General features: G+C 73.0%; 19 protein-coding genes. 8 read left to right on the top strand and 11 right to left on the bottom strand.

Annotation, left to right across the window (positions count from 1 at the left end):
* Positions 1 to 75: 75 nt before the first annotated feature.
* The 3 genes from AC07FY_RS21695 to afsQ1 are packed head-to-tail and all read right to left on the bottom strand — an operon-like array spanning position 76 to position 2,844.
* A complete protein-coding gene (locus tag AC07FY_RS21695; RefSeq protein WP_479008571.1) occupies positions 76 to 699 on the bottom strand; it encodes a hypothetical protein in 624 nt (207 codons plus the stop codon).
* Positions 683 to 2,170, bottom strand: a complete 1,488-nt coding sequence (locus AC07FY_RS21690) for an ATP-binding protein (protein ID WP_479008569.1) — start codon at positions 2,168 to 2,170, stop codon at positions 683 to 685. Before AC07FY_RS21690 ends, AC07FY_RS21695 begins: the two co-directional genes overlap by 17 nt.
* Positions 2,167 to 2,844, bottom strand: a complete 678-nt coding sequence (gene afsQ1, locus AC07FY_RS21685) for a two-component system response regulator AfsQ1 (protein ID WP_063754818.1) — start codon at positions 2,842 to 2,844, stop codon at positions 2,167 to 2,169. The genes AC07FY_RS21690 and afsQ1 overlap by 4 nt, the downstream gene beginning before the upstream one ends.
* A 192-nt stretch (positions 2,845 to 3,036) precedes the next feature.
* Here afsQ1 and AC07FY_RS21680 point away from each other — a divergent pair, with 192 nt between their 5' ends.
* Complete coding sequence (locus tag AC07FY_RS21680) at positions 3,037 to 3,732, top strand: SigE family RNA polymerase sigma factor (protein WP_479008567.1); 696 nt, start codon at positions 3,037 to 3,039, stop codon at positions 3,730 to 3,732.
* A 136-nt stretch (positions 3,733 to 3,868) separates the two neighbouring features.
* Here the strand turns inward: AC07FY_RS21680 and AC07FY_RS21675 are convergent, their stop codons facing one another.
* Positions 3,869 to 4,525 (bottom strand): uridine kinase family protein, encoded by a 657-nt coding sequence (locus tag AC07FY_RS21675; RefSeq protein ID WP_479008565.1) that lies wholly within the window; start codon positions 4,523 to 4,525, stop codon positions 3,869 to 3,871.
* 94 nt (positions 4,526 to 4,619) lie between these two features.
* On the opposite strand from AC07FY_RS21675, the gene AC07FY_RS21670 reads away from it, so the two are divergent.
* Positions 4,620 to 4,964, top strand: coding sequence for a hypothetical protein (locus tag AC07FY_RS21670; protein ID WP_479008564.1), 345 nt, complete (start codon positions 4,620 to 4,622; stop codon positions 4,962 to 4,964).
* A gap of 63 nt (positions 4,965 to 5,027) precedes the next feature.
* Here the strand turns inward: AC07FY_RS21670 and AC07FY_RS21665 are convergent, their stop codons facing one another.
* Genes AC07FY_RS21665 through deoC form a run of 3 tightly spaced genes read right to left on the bottom strand, consistent with a single transcriptional unit; the run spans position 5,028 to position 8,330 of the window.
* On the bottom strand, positions 5,028 to 5,933 hold the full coding sequence (locus AC07FY_RS21665) for an aldehyde dehydrogenase family protein (RefSeq protein ID WP_479008562.1): 906 nt from the start codon (positions 5,931 to 5,933) through the stop codon (positions 5,028 to 5,030).
* On the bottom strand, positions 5,926 to 7,362 hold the full coding sequence (locus AC07FY_RS21660) for an aldehyde dehydrogenase family protein (protein WP_479008560.1): 1,437 nt from the start codon (positions 7,360 to 7,362) through the stop codon (positions 5,926 to 5,928). The genes AC07FY_RS21665 and AC07FY_RS21660 overlap by 8 nt, the downstream gene beginning before the upstream one ends.
* Positions 7,363 to 7,367: 5 nt before the next feature.
* Positions 7,368 to 8,330, bottom strand: a complete 963-nt coding sequence (gene deoC / locus AC07FY_RS21655; protein ID WP_479008727.1) for a deoxyribose-phosphate aldolase — start codon at positions 8,328 to 8,330, stop codon at positions 7,368 to 7,370.
* A gap of 191 nt (positions 8,331 to 8,521) precedes the next feature.
* Here deoC and AC07FY_RS21650 point away from each other — a divergent pair, with 191 nt between their 5' ends.
* The 3 genes from AC07FY_RS21650 (at position 8,522) to AC07FY_RS21640 (ending at position 10,203) form a co-directional block, all read left to right on the top strand.
* A complete protein-coding gene (locus AC07FY_RS21650) occupies positions 8,522 to 9,166 on the top strand; it encodes a PH domain-containing protein (protein WP_479008558.1) in 645 nt (214 codons plus the stop codon).
* A gap of 200 nt (positions 9,167 to 9,366) precedes the next feature.
* A complete protein-coding gene (locus tag AC07FY_RS21645; RefSeq protein ID WP_479008556.1) occupies positions 9,367 to 9,939 on the top strand; it encodes a VanZ family protein in 573 nt (190 codons plus the stop codon).
* A gap of 63 nt (positions 9,940 to 10,002) precedes the next feature.
* Positions 10,003 to 10,203: a PspC domain-containing protein gene (locus AC07FY_RS21640; protein ID WP_479008554.1), complete on the top strand. Its 201-nt coding sequence runs from the start codon at positions 10,003 to 10,005 to the stop codon at positions 10,201 to 10,203.
* A gap of 43 nt (positions 10,204 to 10,246) precedes the next feature.
* Here AC07FY_RS21640 and AC07FY_RS21635 read toward each other — a convergent pair whose 3' ends face one another.
* The 3 genes from AC07FY_RS21635 to AC07FY_RS21625 form a co-directional block, all read right to left on the bottom strand.
* On the bottom strand, positions 10,247 to 11,011 hold the full coding sequence (locus tag AC07FY_RS21635) for a hypothetical protein (protein WP_479008552.1): 765 nt from the start codon (positions 11,009 to 11,011) through the stop codon (positions 10,247 to 10,249).
* A gap of 133 nt (positions 11,012 to 11,144) precedes the next feature.
* The gene (locus tag AC07FY_RS21630; RefSeq protein ID WP_479008550.1) at positions 11,145 to 11,393 is read right to left on the bottom strand and encodes a hypothetical protein; all 249 of its coding nucleotides are present in this window, start codon (positions 11,391 to 11,393) and stop codon (positions 11,145 to 11,147) included.
* Positions 11,394 to 11,532: 139 nt separating this feature from the next.
* On the bottom strand, positions 11,533 to 12,681 hold the full coding sequence (locus AC07FY_RS21625; RefSeq protein WP_479008548.1) for an adenosine deaminase: 1,149 nt from the start codon (positions 12,679 to 12,681) through the stop codon (positions 11,533 to 11,535).
* Between the two features lie 113 nt (positions 12,682 to 12,794).
* On the opposite strand from AC07FY_RS21625, the gene AC07FY_RS21620 reads away from it, so the two are divergent.
* Together AC07FY_RS21620 and AC07FY_RS21615 are read left to right on the top strand one after the other, a co-directional pair.
* Positions 12,795 to 13,514: an alpha/beta hydrolase gene (locus tag AC07FY_RS21620; protein ID WP_479008546.1), complete on the top strand. Its 720-nt coding sequence runs from the start codon at positions 12,795 to 12,797 to the stop codon at positions 13,512 to 13,514.
* Positions 13,515 to 13,689: 175 nt separating this feature from the next.
* Complete coding sequence (locus AC07FY_RS21615; RefSeq protein WP_479008726.1) at positions 13,690 to 14,061, top strand: cupin domain-containing protein; 372 nt, start codon at positions 13,690 to 13,692, stop codon at positions 14,059 to 14,061.
* Here AC07FY_RS21615 and AC07FY_RS21610 read toward each other — a convergent pair.
* Positions 14,040 to 15,149, bottom strand: coding sequence for an ATP-grasp domain-containing protein (locus AC07FY_RS21610; protein WP_479008544.1), 1,110 nt, complete (start codon positions 15,147 to 15,149; stop codon positions 14,040 to 14,042). The genes AC07FY_RS21615 and AC07FY_RS21610 overlap by 22 nt on opposite strands.
* A gap of 265 nt (positions 15,150 to 15,414) precedes the next feature.
* Between AC07FY_RS21610 and AC07FY_RS21605 the strand changes: the two genes are divergently transcribed.
* Positions 15,415 to 16,434, top strand: a complete 1,020-nt coding sequence (locus AC07FY_RS21605) for a LuxR C-terminal-related transcriptional regulator (protein ID WP_479008542.1) — start codon at positions 15,415 to 15,417, stop codon at positions 16,432 to 16,434.
* Positions 16,435 to 16,495 lie beyond the last annotated feature (61 nt).

Below are 16,495 nucleotides of genomic sequence, written 5' to 3'. Positions count from 1 at the left end.
ATCGAGCCCCGCCGGCGCTTGAGGCGCGGGTCCGCGGCGGAGCCCCGGCAGCGGCGCGGCAGACGGGTGGGCGCCTCAGGAAGGGGTCGGGCGGACCAGTTCGCCCAGCGTCGGCACGGACTCCGGCCGGGAGCGGACCGCGTCCGTGCACTCCCACGCCCGCGGCGGATCCGCGTCCGGCCCGCCCAGTACCACCGGTCCCGGTCCCGCCGACACCGCCTCGCTGCCCGCCAGCGTGCACACGATCTGCGACAGGGCCACCGGCGGCAGGTCCTCCGGTTTGCGGCTCAGCCGCACCGTCCCCGGCGGATCGCCCGGCCGCGGCGCCCCCGCCGTGAGCCCCGCCGGCACGCCGGTGGAGAACCCGGCGTCCCGCTCCTCACCCGACGGCGTCTTCTCCAGCGCCTCCAGCAGGGCCTGCACGACCAGGGCGACGGGGTCCCGCAGCGGCCGCTTCTCCGGCACCGGCACCACCCGTTCCACGCCCACCAACTCCGAGCCGCAGACCAGTTCGACCGTGGCCCGGAAGCCCTGCACACCGCCCTGCCCGCCCGGCTGCGCCGGGGTGTCGCACGACACCCGCGAGGGCGCCGGGCCCACGTCGACCGGCACGGTCGTCGCCCTGATCCCGCAGCCCGTGACGGCCAGCAGCGCCAGGAGCGCCGACACCGCCGGCAGAGCCCTACGCGTCCTGCCCACCCGCGATCACCCTCCCCACGTCCACCGGCAGCCGCAGCGTGAACAGCGCGCCGCCCCCCGGCCCGTTGGCCGCGGTGATGTCGCCGCCGTGGATGTGCGCGTTCTCCACGGCGATGGACAGGCCGAGCCCGCTCCCGTCCGACTTCGGCCGCGACGCGCTCGCCTTGTAGAACCGGTCGAAGACGTGCGGCAGGACGTCCTGCGGGATGCCGGGACCGTTGTCCTGCACCGCGATCACCAGCCACTCGCCCTCGACGACCACCTTCACCCGCACCGGCGAGCCGCCGTGCTTGAGCGCGTTGCCGATCAGGTTGGCCAGGATGACGTCGAGGCGGCGCGGGTCGAGCCGCGCCACGATGCCCCGCTCGGCGTCGAGCTCGACGGCGTCCAGCCAGGCGCGCGCGTCGATGCACGCCGTGACCTGGTCGGCCACGTCCACGTCGTCCAGCACCAGGCGGGCCGTTCCCGCGTCGAAGCGGGTGACCTCCATCAGGTTCTCCACCAGGTCGTTGAGGCGCCGCGTCTCGCTGACGACCAGTGCCACGGCCGGTGCGATCATCGGGTCGAGGTCGTCGACCTCCTCCTCGAGCACCTCGGCGACGGCCGTCAACGCCGTCAGCGGCGTGCGCAGTTCGTGCGACATGTCCGCGACGAAGCGCCGGCTCGACTCCTCCCGCGCGCTCATGTCGGCGACCTTCTTCTCCAGCGCCTCGGCCGTCTTGTTGAAGGTGTGCGAGAGGTCGGCCAGTTCGTCGGTCCCCGACACGTCGAGCCGGGTGTCCAGCTCGCCCTCGCCGAGCCGCCGCGCCGCGTCGCCCAGCCGCTGCACCGGCTTCAGCACCGTACGGGCCGCGGCCTGGGCGAGCAGCGCGGACCCCAGCAGCGCCAGGCCGGTGGCGATCGTCAGCGACCAGGCCAGGGCATTGAGGTCGTCCCGCTCCTGCGCGAGCGACTTGTACATGTAGCCGGTGAGCCCGCCGCCGACGATGCGCGTCCCGCCGACCAGGTAGGGGTTGCCGCCGGGCTTCGTCCGCTGCCAGTACATGTGGTACTCGGCGTCGTTCGCCGCCGTCGTCTTCTGCCGGTCGTCGACCGCGTCCCGCAAGGACTTCGGTACGTCGTCCAGCCCGAAGGCGTCCGGCCCCGCCGCCCCCGACACCTGCTGGCCGCCCCGGGTCTGCTGCACCAGCAGCACGCTGTAGCCGGGGCTGCTGCCCGCCATCAGTTCGGCGGTGCGCTGGATCTCCTGCGGGGTCGGCTCGGCGGGCAGCGCCGCGGCCCGGTTCTGCATCTCCTGCCGGAAGTCGCCGAGGGCCGCGTCCTGGGTACGGGTGAGGACCGCCTCCCGGTTGAGCCAGTACGCGATCCCGGAGGCCGAGACCGCGGCCGTCAGCGCGACCAGCGCGAACACGACGAGCAGCCGCAGCCGCAGGCTGGTCCAGCGCCGGCCCGCGAGCAGCGCCGGGATCACTGCGGGGAGTCCAGGCGGTAGCCGACGCCGCGGACGGTGCGGATCAGGGTCGGCGAGGAGGGCACGTCCTCGACCTTGGCGCGCAGCCGCTGCACGCAGGCGTCCACGAGCCGCGAGTCGCCGAGGTAGTCGTGCTCCCAGACCAGGCGGAGCAACTGCTGGCGGGAGAGGGCCTGTCCGGGACGGCGGCTCAGCTCCAGCAGCAGCCGCAGCTCGGTCGGGGTGAGTTGGAGGTCCTCGCCGTTCTTCGTCACCGTCATGGCGGCCCGGTCGATGACGAGGGAGCCGAAGCTCGCCGAGTCGCTGGACTCGCGCTCGCCGCGGCGCAGCACGGCGCGGATGCGGGCGTCGAGGACCCGCCCCTGGACGGGCTTGACGACGTAGTCGTCGGCACCGGATTCCAGGCCGACGACGACATCGATGTCGTCGCTGCGCGCGGTGAGCAGGATGATCGGCAGCTGGTCGGTGCGGCGGATCCGCCGGCACACCTCGAAGCCGTCGATCCCGGGCAGCATCACGTCCAGCACGATCAGATCCGGCCGCTGCTCGCGCAGCAGTTTCAGGCCGTCCTCGCCCGTCGCCGCGGTGGCCACGCGGTGGCCTTGGCGGGACAGGGAGAGTTCGAGGGCCGTGCGGATGGCGTCGTCGTCCTCGATCAGCAACAGGAAGGGCACGGGCTCATTCTGTCCCATCGGCCCTCGGGAGTTCGACCGGCGGGGAGACCCGATCGCGGCGGGCCGCGGCGGAGGCCCCTGTGACAGGCCTGTGACAGTCGGCGGACACCGCGGTTAAGTCGGCCGGGCAGGCTTCTACCAACAAGCCGGAGCACGGCAACGGACGGAAGACTCCACGACGGGGGGCGCGAGATGAACACGCTGCACAGCACCACCACCAGCGCGGTTGTCACGCGGCTGCACGATGTGAACCGCCGGGCGGGTGTCCGTAACGTCGCGGTAGCCCGGCCCCGGCCGGCACACGTCGTAGCCATTGACGCGCAGCAGTACCAGGCGGTTCCCGCACAGCGCACCCCGTCCTCGGCGTCCGAGGCGGAGTTCACCGCCTACGTCCAGGAGCGCCGGGCCGCCCTGTACGCGACGGCCTTCCACCTCACCGGCGACCGCCACGAGGCGGAGGACCTGCTGCAGAGCGCGCTGTTCTCCACCTACCGCGCCTGGGACCGGATCACCGACAAGGCGGCACTCGGCGGGTACCTGCGCCGCACGATGACGAACCTGCACATCAGTGCGTGGCGCCGGCGCAAGCTGAACGAGTACCCGACGGAGGAACTGCCGGAGACGGCCTCGGACACGGACGCGATGCGGGGTACGGAGCTGCGCGCGGTGCTGTGGCAGGCGCTGTCCCGGATCCCGGAGCCGCAGCGCACGATGCTGGTCCTGCGGTACTACGAGGGCCGTACCGACCCGGAGATCGCGGAGATCCTCGGGATCAGCGTGGGCACGGTGAAGTCGAGCATCTGGCGGTCGCTGCGGCGGCTGCGGGAGGACGAGGGCCTGCGCTTCGGCGCCGATGAGGCGGAGTCCTTCGAGGAGCTCGTCGCCTGACGGACCACCGGCCGGGGGGCCGTCCCGCGGGGGTGGGGCGGTGGCCGTACGGGGGGGAGAACGGGGCGGGATCAGTCGGCCGGGGGTCCGACTGATCCCGCCCCCTTTCGCGTCCGCGGGTTCGGGGCGTTTCGGGCTACGCCGCGGCGGGGGCGGGGCGGTTCTGGCCGGCCCCGGCGGCGGCCAGGCGGCCGAGGGCCTCGTCGCGGCCGCAGGCGTGGGCGCCGAGCGCGGTGTGCCGGGCCACGATGCCCCGCTCGGCCCGCATCAGCCGGTAGCCCCGGCGCAGCAGGAAGAGCACGGACTTGCGCCCTTCGCGCAGGTCCCGCACCAGTCGCCGCCGGAACGTCGTCGAGGGCCGCCCGCGCAGGCAGATCGCGTCGGCGAGCAGCCCGAGCTCCCGGCAGCGGGCGACGATGTCGGCCGCGAAGATGCCCTCCGCGATGAACAGCGGCGGCCGGGCGATGTCCAGCGCTTCCGTCCCGACCCGGGAGGACGTCGCGATGTCGTAGACGGGGACCTGTGTACGGCCCGTCGCGCACAGCTGTTCGATCGCCGCGACGGCCGTGTCCGCGTCCCAGGACAGCGGGGAGTCCCAGTCGATGTCCGCGCTGCCCTGGACCAGCGGGAGGGTCGGGTCGTCCGCCTCCTTGTAGAAGTCGTCCAGGCGCAGGACGGGCAGGCCCGAGCGGGCCGCCAGCGAGGACTTGCCGGAACCCGAAGGTCCGGTCAGCAGCACGACGCGCGTCGGCAGGGGGGAAGAGCTCACGGGACACCAGTCTGAACCATTCATCCCTGCAGGGGACCCCTCCGGTGGCCGGTTGGTATCCAGGATCACACCTCGATTACGCTGCGTGCGCACGCGACTACGACCACAGGCGGGAACCATGGCACGTCACGCAGCTCCGCACACCAGCACCCTGCGCACCGCAGGGCTGACCCTCTCGATGGCGGGCGCCGCGCTCGCGATGGCCGCGGGCGGTGCCCAGGCCGGCGAGCTCGACGTACCGGCGGCGCTGGCCGGGGTCACCGACCCCCTCGCCAACCTCAAGGTGAACCCGCTCGCTCACACGGGCGTGGACCCGCTGGACAACGGCGTCGCCACCAAGGTCGCGGACTTCCCGGCGGTCGGCACCGGCAGGGTCACCGGCGTGCTCACGCAGGGGCCCTCGGTCGGCGAGCTGCCCACCGCGGCCGTGTCCTCGCTGCTCGGGCCGGTCCTCCCGCAGTAGGGGCACGGGAAGGCCCCGGCAGCTCGGGGGAAGCTGCCGGGGCCGGTCGCGGCGGGGGGTCTTCTAGTACGAGGACCCGCCCGAGCCCAGCGAACCCGTGGGGTGCCAGACCGTCTTGGTCTCCAGGAACGCCGTCATGCGGTGCGTGCCCGGATCCGCGGCCCAGTCGTCCACAGGCTGTGGACGCAGGACGCGCTTGAGGTTGTCCGCGGCGGCGATCTCCAGCTCCTTGGCCAGCGCCGCGTCGGCGCCGGCCAGGTCGATCGCGTTGACGTCCTGGTGGGCGGCCAGGTGCGGACCCATCTCGGCGGCCTTGCCGGACAGGATGTTGACCACGCCGCCGGGCAGGTCGGAGGTGGCCAGCACCTCGCCGAGGGAGAGGGCGGGCAGCGGGGACTCCTCCGAGGCGATCACGACGGCGGTGTTGCCCGTCGCGATCACCGGGGCGATCACCGAGACCAGGCCCAGGAAGGACGAGTCCTGGGGTGCCACGACCGTGACGACGCCGGTCGGCTCGGGGGTGGAGAGGTTGAAGAACGGGCCCGCGACGGGGTTGGCCCCACCGACGACCTGGCCGATCTTGTCGGTCCAGCCCGCATACCAGACCCAGCGGTCGATGGCGGCGTCCACGACGGCCGCCGCCTTGGACTTGGACAGCCCCTCCGCGTCGGCGACCTCGCGGACGAACTGCCCGCGGCGGCCCTCCAGCATCTCGGCGATGCGGTAGAGGACCTGCCCGCGGTTGTAGGCGGTGGCGCCGGACCAGCCTGCGAAGGCCTTGCGGGCCGCGACCACGGCGTCCCGGGCGTCCTTGCGGGAGGACAGCGGGGCGTTGGCCAGCCAGTTGCCCTTCGAGTCAGTCACCTCGTACACCCGGCCGCTCTCGGAGCGGGGGAACTTGCCCCCGACGTACAGCTTGTAGGTCTTGAAGACGTTCAGGCGGGACGTCGCCGCCGACACATCAGACATCGAGGTAAGCCTCCAGGCCGTGGCGGCCGCCCTCGCGGCCGAACCCCGACTCCTTGTAGCCGCCGAAGGGCGAGGTCGGGTCGAACTTGTTGAACGTGTTGGCCCAGACGACACCCGCACGGAGCTTGCCCGCGACCGCGAGGATGCGCGAGCCCTTCTCCGTCCAGATGCCCGCGGACAGGCCGTACTGGCTGTTGTTGGCCTTGGCGACGGCCTCGTCGGGCGTGCGGAAGGTCAGCACGGACAGCACCGGGCCGAAGATCTCGTCGCGGGCGACGGTGTGCGCCTGGGTGACGTTGGTGAAGAGCGTCGGGGCGAACCAGTAGCCGGCCGACGGCAGCTCGCACGCCGGGGACCAGCGCTCGGCGCCCTCCGCCTCGCCGGTGTCGGCGAGCGCGGTGATCCGGGCGAGCTGCTCGGCGGAGTTGATCGCGCCGATGTCGGTGTTCTTGTCGAGCGGGTCGCCCAGGCGCAGCGTGGAGAGGCGGCGCTTGAGGGAGTCCAGCAGCTCGTCGTGGATCGACTCCTGAACCAGCAGGCGCGAGCCCGCGCAGCAGACCTGGCCCTGGTTGAAGAAGATGCCGGTGACGATGCCCTCGACGGCCTGGTCGATGGGCGCGTCGTCGAAGACGATGTTGGCGCCCTTGCCGCCCAGCTCCAGGGTGACCTTCTTGTCGGTGCCGGCGACGTGGCGGGCGATCTTCTTGCCCACGGCGGTCGAGCCGGTGAAGGCGACCTTGTTGACGTCCGGGTGCTCGACCAGGGCCGCGCCCGCGTCGCCGTAACCGGGGAGGATGTTGACGACGCCCCTGGGCAGACCGGCCTGCCGGCAGATGTCCGCGAAGAACAGGGCGGAGAGCGGGGTGGTCTCGGCGGGCTTCAGGACGACCGTGTTGCCCGTGGCGAGCGCCGGGGCAATCTTCCACGCGAGCATCAGCAGGGGGAAGTTCCACGGGATGACCTGGCCGGCCACGCCCAGCGGCCGCGGGTTCGGGCCGTAGCCGGCGTGGTCGAGCTTGTCCGCCCAGCCCGCGTAGTAGAAGAAGTGCGCGGCGACCAGCGGGAGGTCCGCGTCGCGGGTCTCCTTGATGGGCTTGCCGTTGTCCAGCGTCTCCAGGACGGCGAGCTCGCGGCTGCGCTCCTGGATGATCCGCGCGATGCGGAAGAGGTACTTGGCGCGCTCGGAGCCGGGCAGCGCGGACCACTTCTCGAACGCCTTGCGCGCGGCCCCGACGGCCCGGTCGACATCGGCGGCGCCCGCCTGGGCGACCTCGGCGAGGACCTCTTCGGAGGACGGCGAGACGGTCTTGAAGACCCGGCCGTCGGCGGCGTCGGTGAACTCGCCGTCGATGAAGAGCCCGTAGGAGGGGGCGATGTCGACGACCGAGCGGGACTCGGGAGCCGGTGCGTATTCGAATACAGATGCCATGGTGATCAGTCCACCGTCACGTAGTCGGGACCGGAGTAACGGCCGGTGCTCAGCTTCTGGCGCTGCATCAGCAGGTCGTTGAGCAGGCTGGAGGCGCCGAACCGGAACCAGTGGTTGCTCAGCCAGTCCTCGCCGACGGTCTCGTTGACCAGGACCAGGAACTTGATCGCGTCCTTGGTGGTCCGGATGCCGCCGGCCGGCTTCACGCCGATCTGGATTCCAGTCTGCGCCTTGAAGTCGCGGACGGCTTCGAGCATCAGGAGCGTGTTCGCCGGGGTGGCGTTGACGCCGACCTTGCCCGTCGAGGTCTTGATGAAGTCGGCGCCCGCGAGCATGCCGATCCAGGAGGCGCGGCGGATGTTGTCGTACGTCGACAGCTCACCGGTCTCGAAGATGACCTTGAGGCGGGCCGCGGTGCCGTCGGGACGGACGCATGCCTCCTTGACGGCCTTGATCAGCTCGTACGTGTCCAGGTAGCGGCCGGCGAGGAAGGCGCCACGGTCGATGACCATGTCGATCTCGTCGGCGCCGGCGGCGACGGCGTCACGGGTGTCGGCGAGCTTGACGGGCAGCGCGGCGCGGCCGGCCGGGAAGGCCGTCGCGACGGAGGCCACCTTGACGTCGGCGCCGTTCAGGGCGGCCTTCGCGGTGGCCACCATGTCGGGATAGACGCAGACCGCGGCGGTCATGGGCGTCGTACGGTCGGTCGGATCGGGATTGACGGCCTTCGCGGAGAGCGCCCGGACCTTGCCCGGGGTGTCCGCGCCTTCCAGCGTCGTCAGGTCGATCATCGAGATGGCCAGGTCGATGGCGTACGCCTTGGCCGTCGTCTTGATCGAGCGGGTGCCGAGGGCGGCCGCGCGGGACTCCAGTCCGACTGCGTCGACGCCGGGCAGCCCGTGCAGGAAGCGGCGCAGCGCACTGTCGGACGTCGTCACGTCGGCGAATGCGGTGAGGGTGGTGGGCATGGTCACCACATGAGCATATCTACGCGCGTAGCGGCCTGTCACCCCCTCCCCCGAAATCGGCCGGTTCCGGTGCGGAATCGACACCTCCGCCGATGGCCGCCCGACCGTGGCACAAGCGGCACCGGCCCCGGCCGCTCCTTTCTCCCCGCCGATCTCGTGGTGGTGGGACGGCGTGGGGCACAATCGGGCCCATGAGCAGCCAGCAGCAGCCGACCGACGAGCCCGTCTACGACGACCGGGTCTACCGCTCCTCCACGGCCGTGGTCACCGGGGTGCTGCTGCTCGCGCTGACCGCATGGCTCTGCGGGGACGCGGCGGTGCGCGGCTCCGGCGAGACCCCCTGGGTCGCGCTGGCGCTGGCGCTGTGCGTGGTGCCGCTGATCGTGGCCTTCACGATCCGGCCCGCCGTCTTCGCCAACGACGACCGGATGCGCGTGCGGAACCCGTTCCGGGTCATCGAGCTGCCCTGGGCGAGCGTGGACGCGGTGCGTGCCGGGTACTCGGCGGAGGTGCTGGCCGGGGGGTCGAAGTACCAGCTCTGGTCGGTCCCCGTCTCGCTGCGGGAGCGGAAGAAGGCGAGCCAGGGCCGGCTCGGCCGCCGCGGCGGGCTGACCGGCCGGGGTGCGTCCGACCCGGCCGGCGCACGGGCCGACACGGCGGCCGGGCCGCAGCGGTCGGCCGCCGACAAGATCGTGGACGAACTGCAGGAGCTGGCCGAGCGCGGAGCCGCGCGGGCCGGGGCGCAGGGCGGCGTGCGCGTGCACTGGTCGTACGAGATCATCGCGCCCGCCGCGGCCGGCGCCGTCCTGCTGATCGCCCTTCTCGCGACGGGCTGAGCGCTGAGCGGCTGAGGCGGACCGGCGACCGGTCGACGGGTGCCGGGCGAACGGTTGGGGGCTGACGGCTGACGGCTGACGGCTGACGGGACCGGTCGACACGCGCTGCGCGCCTCCGCACGGGCGGTTCCCGAACGTGCTCCCGACCACACCCGGCGCGGAACGGAACCGGCGCCACCGGACGGCGCGTCCTCGCAGGTGTGCAGCGTCATGAGGCCGGCGACAGCGCCGCCACCGCCATCCATTTCCGGTTCCGGCTCCTGGGCGGCGCCCTGCTGGCCGCCCACCTCCTGGTCGTCGGCTGGCTGACGCTGCGACCACTGGACGTGCCCTGGGCCGCGGCCGCGAACCTCACCCCGCTGGAGGGGATCAAGGCGGACCTCGCCTACGGGCCGCTGGAGGGGGCCCGCCGGATCGGCGAGGGGCTGGCACTGCTCGCCCCGCTCGGGGTGCTGCTGCCGCTCGCCGGCGGGCGGCTCGCGCCGTCGGCGCTGTCCGCGTGGTCCTCGCTGGCCCGGACCGGGGCGGCGGCCGCGCTGGTGTCGGTGTGCATCCTGCTGCTCCAGACCGCCGTGCCGGGGCAGGTGGTCGACGTGGACTCGGTCCTGCTGAACACCGTCGGCGTGCTGCTCGCGCACGCGGCCGTCGTACCGGCGCTGCGCGCCCGGCTGCGGCGCTCACGCACCGCTTATCAGGGGTCCACCCCGAGAATCTCCAGGGTCGGGCTCGGTCCGTGGACCGAGGTCCTCTCCGCGGTTCCCCGGGAGTATTGAGTCATCGCGAGCTGCACTGGTCTTCAGGGCGGCGGAACAGCGATCCCGGTGAAGGAGAACACCATGAGCGCCCTTGTCCGCCCCCGTGACGGTCGATGGATCGGCGGCGTCTGCGCCGGACTGGCCCGGCGTTTCGGAATGTCCGCCAACACGATGCGCCTCATCTTCGTCGTCTCGTGCCTGCTGCCCGGCCCGCAGGTCCTGATCTACCTGGCCCTGTGGCTGCTCCTGCCGAACGAGAAGCCCGCCTCCGCCGCCTGGTAGGCGGCCGGTGCCGGCCGGTGGACCGGCCGGCGCCCGCTCCCGGTCAGCCGGCCCGCTGGACCTTTTCGAGCTGCTTGTCCGCGACCTCCTGCGGCACCTGCGTCTTCTGCTGGGCCGCGGCGACGTTGAGGGCCATCAGCCGCACGATGACGTCGCCCTCGCGGACGACGACCAGGTGCACCTGCGCGGAGACGCCCTGGGCGGCCGCGGTCGTGGTCCAGCTGACGCTTTCGTCCCCGGCCGTGCGGTAGTCGGCGGCCCGGACCTCGCGGTAGCTGCCGGTCTGCTTGTCGACCGTGGCGTTGAAACCCGTGCCGCAGGCGGGCACGGCGGCCTTGAGCCGGGCGATCAGCGCCTTGGCGTCGCTCTCGGCGTAGGAGCTGACGGAGGCGGAGACGGCGAGTCCGACCTGCTTCTGGGAGCCGACGCCCCGGTTGACGGTCTCGCGCGCGGCCGGATCGGGCTTGTCGCCCATGATGTCGGCCAGCGGCTGGCACGCCTTCTTGTCGGCCTGGGGCTGGCCGTCCGGGGCATTGGGGTTCTTGCCCTGCGCCGAGATCTGGTAGCCGGGCAGGTCGCCCTGCTCCAGTGCGGACCGCTCCGCCCGGGTGCCCCCGGTTCTGGGCGCGGCCGTGCCGCCGGGCGTCGCGGCGGGGGCGCCGGGCGCGCCGGAAGCGGGGCTCGCGGAGCCCTTGGGGTCCGGGTCCCGGGCCGGCGGGGCGCTGTCGGGGCTGTTCGCACCGCCGCATCCGACCGCGGCGAGCAGCAGGGCGGGGACCAGTGCGACCAGGGTCGCTCGTGCCTTCATGCGCATGACCAAGGACCTCATACCGATGGTGTCGGCGGGCAGTTGGTGGCGATCGTGACACACCGCACGGCGGCTCACACACCCTGTCGAAGGGGCGTGCGACCGCCGCGGGCGCGTTCGACGTGCGACGGCGTCAGTTGTTCAGGGCTCCGGTGATCGGACCCAGCAGGCCGGTGACCGCGGCGGTGGGGTCGCTCGGCTGACCGCCCTCCTGGGAGTTCATCTGCTGCTGGCTGGTCACACCCTGGAGCGCGCCGGTGGCGGTGCCCAGCGCGTCGGTGAGGCCGACGGCCGGGACGGCCGAGGCAGTACCGGCGGCGACGGCGGCGAAGGCCGCGCCGAGCGCGGCGGTACCGAGGATCTTGGCAGCTGACTGCTTCATGAAAACGTGTCCTTGCGACGGGGGATTGAGCGGCTCCGAAAGCTAGTCACTTCGAACCCTCGCCCGCAAACATCCTTAAATACGAGAAAGCGCCCGGGAATTGCTCCTCCCGGACGCTTTCAGTACGTCAGGCCGTGGCCTAGGCCGAGAGGGAACCGCTGGTGGACGCGGTCTGCCGGAACAGCCACTCCGACTTCAGCTCCGCATAACCGGGCTTGATGACCTCGTTGATCATGGCCAGTCGTTCATCGAAAGGAATGAACGCGGACTTCATCGCATTGACGGTGAACCACTGCATGTCGTCCAGGGTGTAGCCGAAGGTGTCCACCAGGTGCTCGAACTCGCGGCTCATGCTGGTGCCGCTCATCAGGCGGTTGTCGGTGTTGACCGTGAGCCTGAAGTGCAGCTTCCGCAGCAGACCGATCGGGTGCTCCGCGTACGAGGCGGCCGCGGCGGTCTGCAGGTTCGAGGTCGGGCACATCTCCAGGGGGATGCGCTTGTCCCGGACGTAGGAGGCCAGGCGGCCCAGGGTCACCGTGCCGTCCTCGGCGACCTCGATGTCGTCGATGATCTTCACGCCGTGGCCCAGCCGGTCGGCACCGCACCACTGCAGGGCCTGCCAGATGGACGGCAGGCCGAAGGCCTCCCCGGCGTGGATCGTGAAGTGGTTGTTCTCGCGCTTGAGGTACTCGAAGGCGTCGAGGTGGCGGGTGGGGGGGAACCCGGCCTCGGCGCCGGCGATGTCGAAGCCGACCACGCCGTTGTCGCGGTAGCGGTTGGCCAGCTCCGCGATCTCCAGCGCGCGGGCGGCGTGGCGCATCGCGGTCAGCAGGGCGCCGACGCGGATGCGGTGGCCGGCGGCCTTCGCGCGCCGCTCGCCCTCGCGGAAGCCGTCGTTCACGGCCTCGACGACCTCTTCGAGGGTTAGGCCGGCTTCCAGGTGCTGCTCGGGCGCGTAGCGGATCTCGGCGTACACGACGCCGTCCTCGGCCAGGTCCTCGGCGCACTCGGCGGCGACCCGGAAGAGGGCCTCCTTCGTCTGCATGACCGCGCAGGTGTGCGCGAAGGTCTCCAGGTAGCGCGGGAGGGAGCCGGAGTCGGCGGCTTCCCGGAACCAGATGCCGAGCTTGCCGGCGTCGGTCTCGGGGAGGCTCGTGTAGCCGGCGTCGCGGGCCAGCTCGATGATGGTCCCGGGACGCAGTCCACCGTCGAGGTGATCGTGCAGCAGCACCTTCGGGGAGCGGCGGATCTGATCCGGGGTCGGCAGGTTGGGGGTCTCGCTCGTCATCTGGGCACTCTAACTCCTACGCGCGTAGAGCGGGGCCGGGCCGCGAGCGCCGATATGTAACAGAGACCGCACGGACGGCTGTCGTACACCTCGGCGTCTGAGACTGTTCCGCCATGGCACAGCATGCGCCGCCGGCGCGCGGGGCCCGCCTGGGGCGGGCGGCCGGCGCGATCGGCTCGGACTCGACAGTCAGTGGTGTGGTGCTCCTGCTTCCCGGAGCGTCCCGGTTCTCCCCCGGTCCGCTGCGTCCGCTGGGGCGCGCCCTGGCCCGGGCGGGCGGCGGGCAGGGGCTGGTCGCGCACACCGTGGTCCACGCCCGGGGGGCCTCCCGGGAGGAGCAGGCGGGGTGGGCGGTGGACGAGGCGGTACGCCGCTACGGGGACGTGCCCGTATGCCTGGCCGGCTACGGGGCGGGCGGCCTGGCCGCGCTGCGGGCGGCGGGCCACGACGCCGTCAACTCGGTGGTCTCGCTCGCCCCGTGCCTGACCCGAGCGGCGGTGGACTCCCCCGAACCGGTGCACCAGCTGTCGGGGCGGCAGGTGCTGATCGTGCACGGGACGAACGACGCGCGCAGCGATCCGGAGGACTCCTTCCGGCTGGCGGCGCGGGCCAAGAAGGCGAACCGGTCCACGTGCCGCTTCGAGGTCCACTCCGACGGGCACGGGCTGCGCGAGCACCAGCCGGAAGTCGTGGCGCTCGCGGTGGACTTCGTCCTCGGCGCGGTGTGCTCGGGACGGTACTCGAGGCCGGTGACCGATGCGCTGGCCGCTCCCCCGCCGCTGGGCCTGCGGATGCCGCTGGCCTCGGGATTCGGGCGCTCGCTGCGGCGCTGAGGCGGGGCGGCCGGCCGCCCGGCCGCCGGGGCCGGCGGGCGGTCGGCGGGAGGGAGCGGTGGACGGCCGGCGGGAGGGAGCGGTGGACGGCCGTGAGAGGAAGCGGTGGGGCGGCACCATCGCGCGTACCGTGAGGAGTGGACTCGGGGCGTTCTCCTCCCGCAGGCGGTGGATCATGGCCGGAATGGTGTCCAGGAGCTTCGACCGGGCCGACGAGACCCGGGCGTTCGTCGACGGCATGGGCAGGCTGGAGCTGCTGGAGACCGGCGGCGGCGCCGCCGTCGGTCGGGCGACCTTCGAGCCGGGCTGGAGGTGGTCGGACCACGTGAAGCCGCTGGCCGGGACAGACAGCTGCCGGGCCGACCACACCGCCTACGTGGTGAGCGGCCGGATGCATGTCGTCATGGACGACGGCGAGAGCGCCGAGTTCGGCCCCGGCGACTACATGCGGGTGCCTCCCGGTCACAACGCCTGGGTGGTGGGCGACGAGCCCTGCGTCACAGTGGACTGGACCGGCTTCCCCGGCTACGCGAAGCCCTCGGGCTGACGCATCCGCCGGTCCGCGGGCCGCATGAGAGCAGCGGCCCGGTCCAGGATGCGGGCGAGCCCGCCGGCCGTCGGGGCGGTGGCCAGGACGTAGGCGTGGTGCCGGCCGCCGGTCGGGGCGTGGCGGACCGTGGCCCCCGGCGGGATCTCCAGCTGGACCCGGACCACCCCCGGCACGGCCCGGGCGGCGGCGATCCCCGGCCGGACCACGCCGGGGCCGCGGCCGGGCGGGAAGTCGACGTACCGCAGCCCGGCGTACGCGGCGCGCGGACTGTGCGCGGGCTCGGGCAGGCCCAGCGCGGCGGCGAGCGCGAGGGCGAGCACGTCGGTGCCGTGGGCGACCCGCAGCAGCCGGCCGAACTCCTCCCCGCCGGGGCGGGCGTGGGCCGCGATGAGGCGGGGGCCGTGTGCGGTGAGCACGACCTCGGTGTGCGAGGGGCCGTCGCGGTGTCCGGCGAGGGCCAGGACGCCCCGCACGAGGGCCCGTACGGCCTGGGCGGTCGAGGGGTCCAGGGCGACCGGCAGGTCGTGGCCGGTGGCGGTGAGACCGGGGCCGGTGAGGCGGCGGGACCAGCCCAGGATGCGGTGCCGGCCGTCGCGGGAGAGGGCCGCGACGGTGAGTTCGGGCCCCTCCAGGTACTCCTCTACGAGCAGGTCGGTGATCTCCGGGTAACCCTCGGCGGCGGCCCGGGCCTCGGCTTCGTCGTGGACCAGCCGGACCCCTTCGCCGCCGGCGCCCGCCCGGGGCTTCACGACGCAGGGGTAGCCGATGAGGGTCGCGACGAAGGGGAGCGTCTCGGCGCGGCCGCAGCGGGCGAAGGAGACGGGGCGGCCGGGGTGCAGGGTGTTGGCGCGGGCGCGCAGCGCGGCCTTGTCCATCAGGGCGGTGACGGCGGCGGTGGGGGTGCCCGGAAGGCCGAGTTCCTCGTTGGCGCGGGCGGCGGCGAGCGCTCCGGTGGCGTCGAAGCCGAAGACGGCGGCGCGGCCGTGCCGTACCGCCTCGATCCGGTGGAGCGCCCCGACCAGGTGGCGGTGGTCGCGCCAGTCCGTCCGTACCCGCCGCTCCGCCCCCTCACGGTCGGATGGCACCGATGGATGCGGCGCGACCACCACGGTGCGAGCGCCCGCACGGCGGGCGGCCGCCACCACGGCGGGGCGAGGGCTCAGCAGGACGGCCACCGGGCCTGCTTCGTCCCTGGGTGTCGCCTGCCGCATAACCGCGCTCCCCCCTCACGCCGTGCGACCACTGTGCCCCCTTCGGCATATGCCGAAAGCCGCCTGACAGGGGTCGTCTTGCCGCCTTGCGGGAATACGAGGGGTTTACGAACGGACACAGGCCGGGACGAATAGGCATATGCCAGCCGATCAAGCCGAAGACCTCAGCCCCGCGGCCCGGCGCCTCTACGCCTACGCCGCCGAACGGCACGCCTTCGACGGCGCCGAGGCCACCGAGGCCCTGGGCGTGCGCGCGGGGGCCGCGATCTTGGAGCTGGCCGCCGCGCACCTGCTCCAGCGGGCACCGGGCGGCGGGCCCGACCGCTGGAGCGCGGTCGCACCCCGGGCCGCGGCGGCGCGGGCGCTGGCACCGCTGGCCCAGCTCGCGCGCGAGACCCACGACGAGATGGACCGGCTGCGGGGGCGGCTGGAGGCCCTGGTTCCGGCCTACGAGGCGGGGACGGCGCACCGCGACCTGAGCGGATCGGGCCGCCTGGAGCTGGTGACGGACCTCGGGGCGGTACGGGGGCTGATCGCAGAGCTGGTGGCGGCGTGCGAGCAGGAGCTGCTGACCTCGCAGCCGGGCGGCGGACGGCCGCTGGAGACCTTGGAGGAGTCGATCGGGCGGGACGAGTCGCTGCTGGCGCGCGGGGTGCGGATGCGCACGCTCTACCAGCACACGGCGCGCTACTCGCGGCCGACGGCGGCGTACGTCGAACGCGTGACGGCGCTGGGCGCGCAGGTACGGACGCTGGGCGACGGCCTGATGCGGATGCTGGTCTTCGACGACCACACGGGTCTGATGGGCGTGCCGGACCGCAGCGGCGCCGCGCTGGTGGTGCGCGAGCCGAACGTCGTGCACTTCATGCGGGGCACCTTCGAACGGTCCTGGCTGGGGGCGGATCCGTTCCCCACCACGGTCAGCCCGGACGCGGCACGGTCGATCTCGGACGAGTTGCGGCAGACTATCGTCCGGCTGCTGTCGGAGGGGCTCGAGGACAAGGTGATCGCCCGGCGGCTCGGCATGTCGGAGCGCACCTGCCAGCGGCACATCGCGGAGATCATGCGCGCGATCGGCGCGAAGTCGCGCTTCCAGGCCGGGTACTTGCTCTCCGCGAACCACACCCCCGGGCCCTCGGCCCCGCCGGACGCCCCCTAGGCCCTGTCGCCAACGTCCCGCCTGGCCCGCCGCCACTTCGACGACAGGACCCAGGCCCCGC

Source organism: Streptomyces sp. NPDC045967 (genome assembly GCF_056430495.1).
Note: the sequence above shows the minus strand (reverse complement) of the source record. Positions and strands in the feature narration are given on the sequence as shown.

Coding starts and splice junctions, on each gene's coding strand:
- deoC (WP_479008727.1), bottom strand. CDS start 8,330: ATGCCCACCACCCTCACCGCATTCGCCGACGTGACGACGTCCGACAGT.
- AC07FY_RS21670 (WP_479008564.1), top strand. CDS start 4,620: ATGGCACGTCACGCAGCTCCGCACACCAGCACCCTGCGCACCGCAGGG.
- AC07FY_RS21625 (WP_479008548.1), bottom strand. CDS start 12,681: ATGACGAGCGAGACCCCCAACCTGCCGACCCCGGATCAGATCCGCCGC.
- AC07FY_RS21660 (WP_479008560.1), bottom strand. CDS start 7,362: ATGGCATCTGTATTCGAATACGCACCGGCTCCCGAGTCCCGCTCGGTC.
- AC07FY_RS21640 (WP_479008554.1), top strand. CDS start 10,003: ATGAGCGCCCTTGTCCGCCCCCGTGACGGTCGATGGATCGGCGGCGTC.
- AC07FY_RS21680 (WP_479008567.1), top strand. CDS start 3,037: ATGAACACGCTGCACAGCACCACCACCAGCGCGGTTGTCACGCGGCTG.
- AC07FY_RS21630 (WP_479008550.1), bottom strand. CDS start 11,393: ATGAAGCAGTCAGCTGCCAAGATCCTCGGTACCGCCGCGCTCGGCGCG.
- AC07FY_RS21620 (WP_479008546.1), top strand. CDS start 12,795: ATGGCACAGCATGCGCCGCCGGCGCGCGGGGCCCGCCTGGGGCGGGCG.
- AC07FY_RS21615 (WP_479008726.1), top strand. CDS start 13,690: ATGGCCGGAATGGTGTCCAGGAGCTTCGACCGGGCCGACGAGACCCGG.
- AC07FY_RS21635 (WP_479008552.1), bottom strand. CDS start 11,011: ATGAAGGCACGAGCGACCCTGGTCGCACTGGTCCCCGCCCTGCTGCTC.
- AC07FY_RS21605 (WP_479008542.1), top strand. CDS start 15,415: ATGCCAGCCGATCAAGCCGAAGACCTCAGCCCCGCGGCCCGGCGCCTC.
- AC07FY_RS21675 (WP_479008565.1), bottom strand. CDS start 4,525: ATGAATGGTTCAGACTGGTGTCCCGTGAGCTCTTCCCCCCTGCCGACG.
- AC07FY_RS21665 (WP_479008562.1), bottom strand. CDS start 5,933: ATGTCTGATGTGTCGGCGGCGACGTCCCGCCTGAACGTCTTCAAGACC.
- AC07FY_RS21650 (WP_479008558.1), top strand. CDS start 8,522: ATGAGCAGCCAGCAGCAGCCGACCGACGAGCCCGTCTACGACGACCGG.